We start from the raw sequence: 11348 nt of genomic DNA, 5'->3' as shown, positions 1-11348 counted from the left end.
ACGAAAATAAGCACTGAAAGGAAAGCACTGAAAGGAAAGCACTGAAAGGAAAGCACTGAAAGGAATGCACTGAAAGGAAGTCAGATAAAAGAAACCCCAAGCCCGGCGAGGGCCAAACCAAACCTATAGAATGACCCGCGTCCTGTCCAAAGGAGAAGTCAACCAATGACGAAACCCTACCGCATCGCGGTAATCCCAGGCGACGGCATCGGCGTAGAAGTCATGCCCGAAGGCCTGCGCGCCCTCGACGCCGCCGCAAAGCGCTTCAACATCGCGCTCGAATACGACCATATCGAATGGGCGAGCTGCGATTACTACGCGCAGCACGGCCAGATGATGCCCGACGACTGGAAAAGTCGTCTCGCACAGTGCGACGCCATTCTCTTCGGCGCAGTCGGCTGGCCCGCCAAAGTACCCGATCACATCTCGCTCTGGGGGTCGCTCCTCAAGTTCCGCCGCGAATTCGAGCAATACATCAATCTGCGTCCCGCGCGCCTCTTCGATGGCGTGCCTTCGCCGCTCGCGAATCGCAAGGCCGGCGACATCGACTTCATGATCGTGCGTGAAAACACCGAAGGCGAATATTCATCCGTCGGCGGCGTCATGTTCGAAGGCACCGAACGCGAGTTCGTCTCGCAAACATCCATCTTCACGCGCAAGGGCGCCGAACGCGTGCTCAAGTTCGCATTCGACCTCGCGCAGCAGCGCAAGAAGAAGCTCACCGTCGCGACCAAAAGCAACGGCATCTCGATCAGCATGCCCTGGTGGGACGCGCGCGCCGCCGAAATGGCCGAGCAGTTCCCCGACGTAAGCTGGGACAAGCAGCACATCGACATTCTGAGCGCGCGCTTCGTGCTGAGCCCCGATCGCTTCGATGTCGTCGTCGCCACGAACCTGTTCGGCGATATCCTCTCCGATCTCGGACCGGCATGCACGGGCACCATCGGCATCGCGCCTTCGGCGAACATGAATCCGGAGCGCACGTTCCCGTCGCTCTTCGAGCCGGTGCACGGCTCCGCGCCGGACATCGCGGGCAAAGGCATTGCGAACCCCATCGCGATGATCTGGTCCGCCGCGATGATGCTCGACTTCCTCGGCGAACGCGAAGCCCACGACGCCATCCTGAACGCAATCACCGCCGTGCTGAAGGAAGGCCCGCATACCGGCGATCTCGGCGGCAAGGCGAACACGGCCGAAGTCGGCGAAGCAGTGGCGGCGCGCATCGGCTGAACATCGAACACAACATGAAGGAGACATGGCGCATGAATGACGACGACAAGAACAAGCAAGGCGAAGTGCGTTTGACGATTGAAGGCGCGGCGGCGCATATCGTGTTCGATCGCGCGGACGCGCACAACGCGATGACGTGGCACATGTACGAGCAACTCGAAGCCATCTGCGAGCGGCTCGCGAACGAGCGCGACGTGCGCGTGGCGACGTTTCGCGGCGCGGGCGGCAAGGCCTTCGTCGCGGGCACCGACATTCAGCAGTTCACCGCGTTCGAAAGCGCGGAGGATGGCGTGAACTACGAGCGTCGCATCGAACGCGTGCTATCGAAAGTGGACGGCTTGCCGATGCCCACGCTCGCTATCGTCGATGGATGGTGCGTCGGCGGCGGCCTCGCGATCGCCGCGTGCTGCGATCTGCGTATCGCGACACCGCAGGCGAAGTTCGGCGTGCCGATCGCGCGCACGCTCGGCAATTGCCTCGCGATCAGCAATACGGCGCGGATCGTCGCGGAGTTCGGCATCGGCCGCGCGAAGCGCATGCTCGTGCTCGGCGACATGCTCAACGTGGACGATGCCATCGCGGCGGGCTTCGTCATCGAAGGCGTCGAGCCGGATCAGCTCGATGCACGCGCGGCCGCGCTCGTGGACCGGCTCTCGCGCAATGCGCCCATCACCATGCGCGTGAGCAAGCAGTCCATGTCGCGCATGCTCGCCGCGCTGCCGCTCGAAGGCGATGACCTCGTGCGTCAATGCTACGGCAGCCACGACTTTCACGAAGGCGTCTCGGCCTTCACCGAGAAACGCCCGCCGGTCTGGACGGGCGCCTGAGGCGCGTCGGCGCGCCCGTTTCATCGCGGAACGGCGCGTCGATATCGTGTTCGTATATCCCGCGTTACGTACAGTTCTGGAACGTGGCTCGCCGCGCACAATACCCGTTCATACGCATACGTTTGATCGGAGGGATTGCATGACGCATATCAGTGGAAGACGCCCTAAACTCGTGCTGTTCCCCACGCGAAGTGTCTTGCCCGCACCCGGCGCAACCGAGGACGATTTCCATATCTACGCTTCTTATCGCGGCAGCAGCGCAAGCGGTTATTACGGCACGCTGAAGGTCGTCAGGAAAACAGATGGACGGCTTCTCTTTCCGTTCGATGGCGTCGATACGATCGGTCCTTTTCCCACCAAGGCTGCCGCAATAGAAGCGGCACAGCGGCGCGGCGATGAAGTCGTGAGAGCGGATCTCGTGCGGCCCGAGCTTTGAGGGTTTGCGCACATTGCGCTTGCGGCGGTACAGGGTTTTACGCAACGCTCGAAGGCTGCCGGTCGACTATGCTGAATATCAGACGGTATTCACAGCTTCGTCGCGGCAGCCTTTGCTTTTTCCGGTAACGAGTCAGAAATCGATAACGCTCACGGTGAATAATATGTCCACGTGAGCAGTCGCATTTGTCCATGAATTTCCGCATGCAGCGCGCCGCTCTCGAAGCCGGGAGCAGTAATTGCTGAATACATGCGAACGACGCGCCGTTAAATTCGCGAACATTCGTTCTTAAAGCGGTGAATCCGGGCGCGCAGTCAAGCCGGCCCCGGCGATATATCGAACGCAGACGCCGTCGGCGATCAATGAATTCCGGATCAATGAATACACCAGGGAGGCTGTAAATTGGGCATCGTCGTGTATGTCCTCGAGGAAGCCGAGGGCTTTCCAGCGCATGAGCGCGCATTGTTCGATATCGACGCCGCAGGCTATCTCGTCGAGATGAGCGCGGTGTTCATCGAGCAATGCAGTTGCGCGACGCCCGTGGCCTTGCGACCAGCGTTTCAGCGCGCCCTCAGGCGGCTGCGCGCGGGCGACACGTTCATCACGACCAAGCTCTGGGGTCTCGGCAACACGATCGGCGAAGTCATTGCGACGCTCGAACAACTCGAATCGCGCAAGGTGTCGGTCGTCTGCCTCGACTACGGCAACGAGGACATCAGCGCAGGCCCGGACCGCGCTTTTCTGCGCGCGCTTCAGCTCGCACAGGACCTCGAACGCTTCACGCGGCAGATTCGCGCGCGCGAAGCGGTGAGCGCCGCGAGAGAGCGCGGCGTGCCGCAAGGACGTCCCAACTCGTTGTCCAGGACACAGCAGCAAGATGCGCTGAAGGCGCTGAAGGCGGGCGGCTCGGTGGCGGAAGTCGCGCGCACGTTCAGCACGTCGCGGCAAACCATCATGCGTCTGCGCGATGCGCACCTCGCTTCGACTCCCGCCGATTCGTCGTCCGAACTCGACGAACTCGCGATCCACTCATCGCACGACGTTACCAGCGGGCATTGAAGGTCCGTCGCAACTCGTCGATGGCGGCTTCATCGAGCGGAGCGGGGCGCGGCGTCGCCATGAGCCAGAGGCGCGCAGTCTCCTCCAGTTCTTCCAGCGCATACGACGCATGCGACACGCTGCGTTCCCACACCACCGGCCCGAGCCGTTCCAGCAGCACCGCGCGCACGCGATCCGCGAGCGTCGCGATTTGCGCGGCGACTTGCGGATCGCCCGGGCGGCGGTATTTGATGAACGGCACATGGCCGACCTTCATCACGTAGTACGGCGTGATGGGCGGCAACACATCGTCGTCGCGCCACACGCCCGCGAGCGTCAGCGCAACGAGCGACGTCGAATGCGTATGCACGACGCCGCGCGTTTCCGAGTTCGCATCGTAAATCTGGCGATGCAGTTCCAGCGTCTTCGATGGCCGCGCGCCGGACACGTGACGTCCTTGCGCATCGACCTTCGCGATGTCGGCGGGATCGAGCCGGCCGAGACACGCATCGGTCGGCGTGATGAGCCAGCCGTCGTCGCAGCGCGCGCTGATGTTGCCCGCCGTGCCCACCGTGTAGCCGCGCGCAAAGAGACTCGCGCCGACCGTGCAGATTTCCTCGCGCAGCTTCGCATCGCTGCTCGCGCCGATGATGTTTTCGCTCACGCGCGTTCCCCCGCCGTATAACGCAGCGCCTTCGCGAAGAAGTCGCGCGCGCCGAAGTTGCCCGATTTGAGCGCGAGCGCAAGCGGCGTTTCACCGATCGTCACCGTCACGGGCACGCCCGGATCGATCGGCGGCCCGATTTGCAGCATGTCCACGCCGAGCGCCTGCACCACGGCGCCCGATGTCTCGCCGCCCGCCACCACGAAGCGCCGCACGCCGCGCGCCTTCGCCTCGCCCGCGATGGCCGCGAGCGCGTCTTCGACCAGCTTGCCGGCCGCCGCCACGCCGAGTTCCTGCTGGACCGCCTTCACTTCGTCGGGCGTGGCCGTCGCGTAGATCAGCACGGGCCGCGGCGCGTGTTCGTCGATGAACGCGAGCGCGGCATCGACGACTTTCTCGCCACGCGACAACGCGCGCGGATCGATGCGATACGCCGGCTTCGATTCGATCCAGTCGGCCACTTGCGCGTTGGTCGCCTTCGACGCGCTGCCCGCCAGCACGAGCGCCGCGCCATCGACGGCGGGAAGTTCGGCGGCTTTATCGTTCGATTCGAGAAGGCCCGCGCGCCGGAAATTCTCCGGCAAGCCGATCGCCACGCCGGAGCCGCCCGTGATGAGCGGCAGGTCCGCGCACGCCGCGCCCAGCGTGCGCAGGTCGGCGTCGGTGAGCGCGTCCGCGATGGCGAGGCGCACGCCGTCCGCGCGAAGCTGCGCGATCGCGTCGCGCACGGCCGCTTCGCCCGCCGCGACGGTTTCGCTCGCGATCAGCCCGACCTTCGACTTCGACTGACGCTGCAACACGCGCACGAGGTTGGGCTCGCGCATCGGCGTGAGCGGATGGTTCTCCATGCCCGATTCGTTCAGCAACGCGTCGCCCACGAACAGATGCCCGCGATAGATCGTGCGCTTGTTCTCGGGAAACGCGGGGCAGGCAATGGCGAAGTCCTCGGCGTCGTTCGTGGCGAGCGCATCGAGCAGCGCTTCCGCGACCGGGCCGATATTGCCCGCGTCGGTGGAATCGAAGGTCGAGCAGTATTTGAAGAAGAACTGCCGGCAACCTTGCGCGCGCAGCCATTCGAGCGCGGCGAGCGATTGCGCGACGGCGTCGGCCGCTTCGATGGTGCGCGACTTCAGCGCGACGACGAGCGCGTCCGCATCGATCGGCTCGGCGGATGCGGGCACGCCGATCGTCTGGATCGTACGCATGCCGCCTCGAACCAGCGTGCTGGCGAGATCGGTCGCGCCGGTGAAATCGTCAGCGATGCATCCCAGGACGGGACGCCGGATAGGTGTCTGCATGTGGGCCTCCATGTTTCGATTGTACGGGCGTTTGTCGTCTTGATGTTAAACGATGGTAAAAAAATTGACGATGATGATAAATAACGTTAAGGTCCGTGTTAGCGTTAGGCACCTGCTTAAGGTATGTGCTTTCGCCCACTTTCATCGTTAGCCGGCGCACGCGTTGCCGGCAACGCCTCTCTCGCGCGGATGCCAAGATGAACTACGAACTGCTGTTTTCCCCGCCATCGTCGGCGCAATCGGACCGGCCGGTGCGCTACGCGCTTACCGGCGCGAAGGGCGGCTTTGCACGCACGCTGCTCGCGCAGACACGGCTCATCGAACGGCTCGTGCCGGCGGCGCTGTGCGATCTGGATGTCGCCGGCCTGCGCGCGATGTGCATCGAACTCGGTTTCGACGATGCCTCGCTCATCGAATGCGCCGATGCCGCGAGCGTGTCCGCGCTCGAAGCCGGGCAGATCGCGCTCGTCGCGGACGTCGCGCTGCTCGCCGCCGCCCGATACGACATTCTGGTCGAAGCGACCGGCAATCCGTCGGTCGGGTATCGCGTGGCGGTGCAGGCGCTGCTCGCGAAGCGCCACGTCGCGATGGTCAGCAAGGAAGTCGATTCCGTCGCGGGCGTTTCGCTGGCGCGTCTCGCGGCGCGTCAGGGCGTGGTGTACACGACGGCGGACGGCGATCAGCCGTCGAACCTGATCGGCTGGGTGACGTGGGCGCGCGTGCTCGGCCTCGAAGTCGTCGCGGCGGGCAAGTCGAGCGAATACGACCTGATCTTCGACGCCGCCACCGGCAACGTCACGCAGCTCGATCAGACTTTCGCCGCGCCGGAACTGGCGAAGCTCATGACGCTCGGCGACGACATTCCCGCCACGCTCGCCGCGCGCCGCGAAGCGCTGAACGGCCGCAAGACATCGGCGACGGCGGATTACTGCGAGATGAGCGTCGTCGCGACGAGCACGAACCTCGTGCCCGACGTCGAACTGCTGCATTACCCGGTCGCGCGCACGACCGAACTCGCCGATATCTACGCGCTGCGCGAAGACGGCGGCGTGCTCTCGCGCGCGGGCGTGATCGACGTGTTCAACATGCTGCGCCGTCCGGATGAAGCGAGCTTCGCGGGCGGCGTGTTCGTCGTCGTGCGCACCTTCGACGCGCCGACGTGGGAACTGCTCGCGCAGAAAGGCCACGTGGTGAGTCGCAACGGCCGTTACGCGTGCATGTATCTGCCGTATCACTTCATGGGCGTCGAAACGCCGATCACGCTGTTCGACGCGGTGCTGCACGGCCGGGCATCGGGCGCGGCGAAGCCCGAGCAATGCGTGGTGCTGACGGGCCGCACGAACGTGGATATCGCGGCGGGCACGGTGCTGAACATGGGCGGCCATCATCACGACGTGACCGGCGTGCAGGCCGTGCTGCTCGATCGCCAGGCCGCTCCCGCCGATGTCGCGCCGCTCTATCTCGCGGCGCACGCCACGCTCGCACGCGACGTGAAGGCGGGCGAACTCATCACGCTCGGCGATCTGCAAGGCGTGGACGAAGCGCTGCTCGCCGCGTGGCAATCCGGCTGCGCGTGAACGTGAGCTTGGGCTTGAGTTTGAGCTTGAGCGGTACACGAAGAAGCACGACCCGGCGCTCGCCGCCGGGCTGAATGTATAAGCCAGAACTTGGAGAAGGCATGCGGGGAGAATTTGGAACCATCGTCATGGCGGTGATCGCCATTGGCGTCTTGATCGTGTTGATCGCGCGTTTCCGGCTGAGTCCGTTCATCGCGCTCACGTTGACCGCGCTCGGGCTCGGCCTCGCGGCGGGCGTGACGCCGGAACACGCCATCGACAGTTTCACGAAGGGCTTCGGCGGCGCGCTCGCGCGCACGGGGCCGGTGGTCGGCCTGGGCGCGGTGCTCGGCGGCATTCTGATCGGCACGGGCGGCGCGGATCGCATCGCGAATGCGTTCGTCGGCAAGCGGCCGTTGTGGCTCGCGCCGTGGACGGTGTGCGCGGCGGCGCTGCTCATCGGCATGCCGCATCTTTTCGATGTCAGCTTCATCATGCTCGCGCCGCTCGTCTATACCATCGCGCGTCGCACGGGCAGCCATCTGCTGTATATCGGCTTGCCGCTCGCGGCGGGGCTGTATGTCTCGCACGGACTGTTGCCGCCGCATCCGGCGCCGACGCTCGCCGTCACCGCCTATCACGCGAACACCGGCCTCACGCTGCTGTACGGCTTGATGATCGCGATTCCGAGCGCCGTGATCTGCGGCCCGCTTTTCACCGCGTTCGCACGACGCAGCTTCGGTCCCGCGCCCGATCTCGCGGCCGGGCCGGGCGGCACGCGCAGCGATGCGGCGACGAGCGCGAACGTGTCGCTCGCGCTGTCGGTGCTGTGCCTGCTGATTCCGCCGGGGCTGATGCTGGCGGGAACCGTCGGCATGGATCACAGCGTGAAGGGCACGGCGTCGTTCGTGTTCTTCCAGTCGCTCAACGATCCCATTCTTTCGCTGCTCGCCGCCGTGATCTTCGCGTTCTTCGCGCTCGGCACGAAGGGCGGCTTCGCGCTCGCGGACATGCAGAAGATGATCGGCAAGGGCATCGCACCCTTGAGCGCGATCCTGCTGATTCTCGGCGCGGGCGGCGGCTTCAAGCAGATGCTGACGTCGATTCATCTGGACACGATCATCGTCGCGCATACGGCGCACTGGTCGGTGAGCCCGCTCGTGCTCGCGTGGGTGATCGCGGCGCTGCTGCGCATTTGCGTCGGCTCGGCCACGGTCGCGACGGTCGCGGCAAGCGGAATCGTCGCGCCGCTGTTGCTGTCGCATCCGGGCGTATCGCCGGAACTGATGGTGCTCGCGACCGCGTCGGGCGCCGTGATGCTCTCGCACGTGAACGATTCCGGCTTCTGGCTCTTCAAGGAGTATTTCCAGTTGACGGTCGCGCAGACCTTGCGCACGTGGACGCTGATGCTCTCGCTGCAATCGGTCGTGGGGCTCGTGGGCGTGCTGCTCATCAACATGTGCATCGGCTAAGATACGCGTTGTTTTCGCGGGCGATGCCCTCGCCCGCATCGAAGGTCTTCCCATGTCGAGCCCAACCAAAACCGATGCCTCCGATGTCCCGCTGATTCCCGATCAGCGGCGCGAAGCCATGTTGCGGCAGTTGCGCCGCGACAAGGTGCTGTCGGTGCATCAGTTGATGGAATCGTTCAACTGTTCGCACATGACGGTGCGGCGCGACATCGCGGCGCTGGAGGAAGCGGGGCTCGTCTATACGGTGCCGGGCGGCGTGCGCATCGCGAGTCATCTGAACGCGGAGCCGAGCCATCAACTGAAGGCGGTGGTCGAGCAGCCGCAGAAGCAGGCCATCGCGCGGCGGGCGGCCGGGACGCTGCGTTCGGGCATGTCCATTTATCTCGATGCCGGCACGACGATGCTTTCGTTCGTGCCGCATATCGTCGAGCTGTCCGACATGACGGTGGTGACGAACGACTTTCAGATCGTGCGCGAGTTCGCCAGCGCGACGCATGTGAACGTGATTCACATCGGCGGGCAACTGGATCATGCGAACCTGTCGAGCGTCGGCACGCTCGCGGCCGCGACGCTGCGTCAGCTCGTGCTGGACGTGGCGTTCATATCGGCCAGTTCGTGGGATTTGCGGCGTGGCGTGACCACGCCTTCCGCGCCGAAAGTCGAAGTGAAGCTCGCCGCGATGGATGCCGCTTCGCGCACCGTGCTGACCGTCGCGAGTTCGAAGTACGGGACGGTCGGCTTGTACAAGGTGGCGAGTCTGGAACGCTTCGATCAGGTCATCACCGACGATGCGCTCGCGCCCGCAGCGGCCACGGGCATTCGTCAATCGGGCATCGATCTCGTGCTGGCGGAAGTGCAGTAGTTCAGCCGCGACGCCTCACTCGCCCAGCTTGTCCTGCGTGCGCGTATCGAAGTCCGATGCATCGTGCCGTTCGTGCAACTGGCTCGACGGTTCCCCGAAAACGCGATTGACCATGCGGCCGCGCTGCGCGGCGGGGCGCGCGTTGATCGCGTCGGCCCAGCGGCGAACGTGCGCGTATTCATCGACGGAAAGGAACGTCGCTGCGTTGTAGAGCCAGCCGTTCACGAGGCCGCCATACCACGGCCAGATGGCGATATCCGCGATGGTGTACGCGTCGCCCGCAACGTACGCGCTCTCTGCGAGACGCTTGTCGAGCACGTCCAGCTGACGCTTCACTTCCATCGCGAAACGGTCGATGGGATATTCCATTTTCGTCGGCGCATACGCATAGAAATGGCCGAAGCCGCCGCCCAGATACGGCGCGCTGCCCATCTGCCAGAAAAGCCATGAGAGGCATTCGGCGCGCTGGGCGGGGTCTGTCGGCAAGAACGCGCCGAACTTCTCCGCGAGATACAGCAGGATTGCGCCCGATTCGAACACGCGCACAGGCGTGGCGCCGCTGCGATCCAGCAACGCGGGAATCTTCGAGTTCGGATTCACTTGCACGAAGCCGCTGCCGAACTGATCGCCTTCGCCGATGCGAATGAGCCATGCATCGTATTCCGCGCCCGCGTGGCCGAGCGCGAGCAGTTCTTCGAGCATCACCGTGACCTTCACGCCGTTGGGCGTGGCCAGCGAATAAAGCTGCAACGGATGACGCCCGACGGGCAACTCCTTGTCATGCGTCGCGCCGGAAATCGGGCGATTGATACTGGCGAAACGGCCGCCGCTTTCCTTGTTCCAGGTCCAGACTTCCGGTGGCACGTACTCGGACGAATCGCTCATGCTCGACGCTCCTTCGCTCGGGGGATGGGTTCGGCCGAGGTTAGCAGGTCCGTGCGAATCCTGCCGATACGGCTCTTTGTCGAGCCGGCGCTTTCGCGCGGCTTGCAGCGCAGCCGTGACCCGGCACGGACGCCCTTTCGCAAGCTTTCTTTGACCGTTGTCATAAAACGCGGCTTCCTCGGAAATTAGGAATCGTCTGTTTGTGACGGCTGATTACCGTGGCGAGAATCGCGCCGGTGATTTGCTCGGTCGGGAAGCCGGAAAGAATGAACAAGAATTTGCATAAACTGATTTTTTGCCGCGTGCGGCGCATGGTTGTAGCAGTAGCGGAGTTCGTTACGTCGCATGCAACGGAACCGGGGAGCGGGACGGGCGCTAGCAACGTCACAAGCGCGCTTCCCGTGTTGCGCGCTGTCGCTTGTGTCGCGATGGTGTTGCTCGGCACGGCATCGACGTTGACGCTCGCGCAGATCGTGCCTTCGGCCGGATCGGGCGCGCAGGTCTTGCAGACACAGAACGGTCTGCAGCAGGTCAATATCGCGAAGCCTTCTGCGGCTGGCGTTTCGTTAAACAGCTATTCGCAATTCGACGTGCCCGGCAAAGGCGCGATCCTCAATAACTCGCCGACCATCGTTCAGACGCAGCAAGCCGGGTACGTCAACGGCAATCCGAATCTCGCGCCGGGGCAGTCGGCGGGGATCATCGTCAATCAGGTTCTCAGCAATTCGCCTTCGCAATTGCGCGGCTATCTGGAAGTCGCGGGGCCGAAGGCTGAAGTCATCGTGGCGAATCCGTCGGGCATTCTGGTGGATGGCGGCGGGTTCATCAATACGTCTCGCGCGATTTTGACGACCGGTACGCCGAACTTCGGCGCGAATGGAAGCCTCGCGGGATTCAATGTCGCGGGCGGCAATATCACCGTGCAAGGCGCGGGTCTCAATGCGACGAATGTCGATCAGGTGGACTTGTTGGCACGGGCCATTCAAGTGAACGCCGCGATCTATGCCAACAATCTGAACGTCGTTGCCGGGGCGAATCAGGTCGATCACAACACGCTGGCGACATCGACATTGCCGCGCG

10 protein-coding genes and 1 pseudogene are annotated in these 11348 nt (G+C 64.1%); 8 read left to right on the top strand and 3 right to left on the bottom strand.

Annotated features, from left to right (window positions below; all coding sequences use genetic code 11):
• The first annotated feature begins 165 nt into the window (after positions 1–165).
• The 4 genes from NCR39_RS20860 to NCR39_RS20845 all read left to right on the top strand — a co-directional run bounded on the left by NCR39_RS20860 (position 166) and on the right by NCR39_RS20845 (position 3552).
• Positions 166–1230 (top strand): tartrate dehydrogenase, encoded by a 1065-nt coding sequence (locus NCR39_RS20860; RefSeq protein WP_250453987.1) that lies wholly within the window; start codon positions 166–168, stop codon positions 1228–1230.
• A 32-nt stretch (positions 1231–1262) separates the two neighbouring features.
• On the top strand, positions 1263–2057 hold the full coding sequence (locus NCR39_RS20855; protein WP_250453986.1) for an enoyl-CoA hydratase/isomerase family protein: 795 nt from the start codon (positions 1263–1265) through the stop codon (positions 2055–2057).
• A gap of 196 nt (positions 2058–2253) precedes the next feature.
• Complete coding sequence (locus NCR39_RS20850; protein WP_502800255.1) at positions 2254–2493, top strand: DUF6723 family protein; 240 nt, start codon at positions 2254–2256, stop codon at positions 2491–2493.
• A gap of 402 nt (positions 2494–2895) precedes the next feature.
• On the top strand, positions 2896–3552 hold the full coding sequence (locus NCR39_RS20845; protein ID WP_250453984.1) for a recombinase family protein: 657 nt from the start codon (positions 2896–2898) through the stop codon (positions 3550–3552).
• On the opposite strand, the gene otnC is transcribed toward NCR39_RS20845, so the two are convergent.
• On the bottom strand, positions 3536–4195 hold the full coding sequence (gene otnC, locus NCR39_RS20840; protein ID WP_250453983.1) for a 3-oxo-tetronate 4-phosphate decarboxylase: 660 nt from the start codon (positions 4193–4195) through the stop codon (positions 3536–3538). The genes NCR39_RS20845 and otnC overlap by 17 nt on opposite strands.
• Positions 4192–5493 carry a 3-oxo-tetronate kinase gene (otnK, locus tag NCR39_RS20835; protein WP_250453982.1) on the bottom strand — a complete coding sequence of 434 codons (1302 nt, stop codon included), beginning with the start codon at positions 5491–5493 and terminating at the stop codon, positions 4192–4194. The genes otnC and otnK overlap by 4 nt, the downstream gene beginning before the upstream one ends.
• 197 nt (positions 5494–5690) lie before the next feature.
• Between otnK and NCR39_RS20830 the strand changes: the two genes are divergently transcribed.
• The 3 genes from NCR39_RS20830 to NCR39_RS20820 all read left to right on the top strand — a co-directional run bounded on the left by NCR39_RS20830 (position 5691) and on the right by NCR39_RS20820 (position 9383).
• Positions 5691–7070: a homoserine dehydrogenase gene (locus tag NCR39_RS20830; protein ID WP_250453981.1), complete on the top strand. Its 1380-nt coding sequence runs from the start codon at positions 5691–5693 to the stop codon at positions 7068–7070.
• A gap of 101 nt (positions 7071–7171) precedes the next feature.
• Positions 7172–8521 carry a GntT/GntP/DsdX family permease gene (locus NCR39_RS20825; RefSeq protein WP_250453980.1) on the top strand — a complete coding sequence of 450 codons (1350 nt, stop codon included), beginning with the start codon at positions 7172–7174 and terminating at the stop codon, positions 8519–8521.
• A gap of 52 nt (positions 8522–8573) precedes the next feature.
• On the top strand, positions 8574–9383 hold the full coding sequence (locus tag NCR39_RS20820; RefSeq protein ID WP_250453979.1) for a DeoR/GlpR family DNA-binding transcription regulator: 810 nt from the start codon (positions 8574–8576) through the stop codon (positions 9381–9383).
• 15 nt (positions 9384–9398) lie between these two features.
• Here the strand turns inward: NCR39_RS20820 and yghU are convergent, their stop codons facing one another.
• Complete coding sequence (gene yghU / locus NCR39_RS20815; protein ID WP_250453978.1) at positions 9399–10268, bottom strand: glutathione-dependent disulfide-bond oxidoreductase; 870 nt, start codon at positions 10266–10268, stop codon at positions 9399–9401.
• Positions 10269–10534: 266 nt separating this feature from the next.
• Between yghU and NCR39_RS20810 the strand changes: the two are divergent.
• Positions 10535–11341, top strand: a pseudogene (locus tag NCR39_RS20810) (two-partner secretion domain-containing protein); the annotation flags it as partial.
• Positions 11342–11348: the final 7 nt, after the last annotated feature.

The sequence above is a fragment of the Caballeronia sp. ATUFL_M2_KS44 genome (genome assembly GCF_023630965.1).
In the GTDB taxonomy this organism is placed as follows: domain Bacteria; phylum Pseudomonadota; class Gammaproteobacteria; order Burkholderiales; family Burkholderiaceae; genus Caballeronia; species Caballeronia concitans.
The sequence above is the reverse complement of the archived record's forward strand: the minus strand, read 5'-3'. Positions and strand labels throughout refer to the sequence as shown.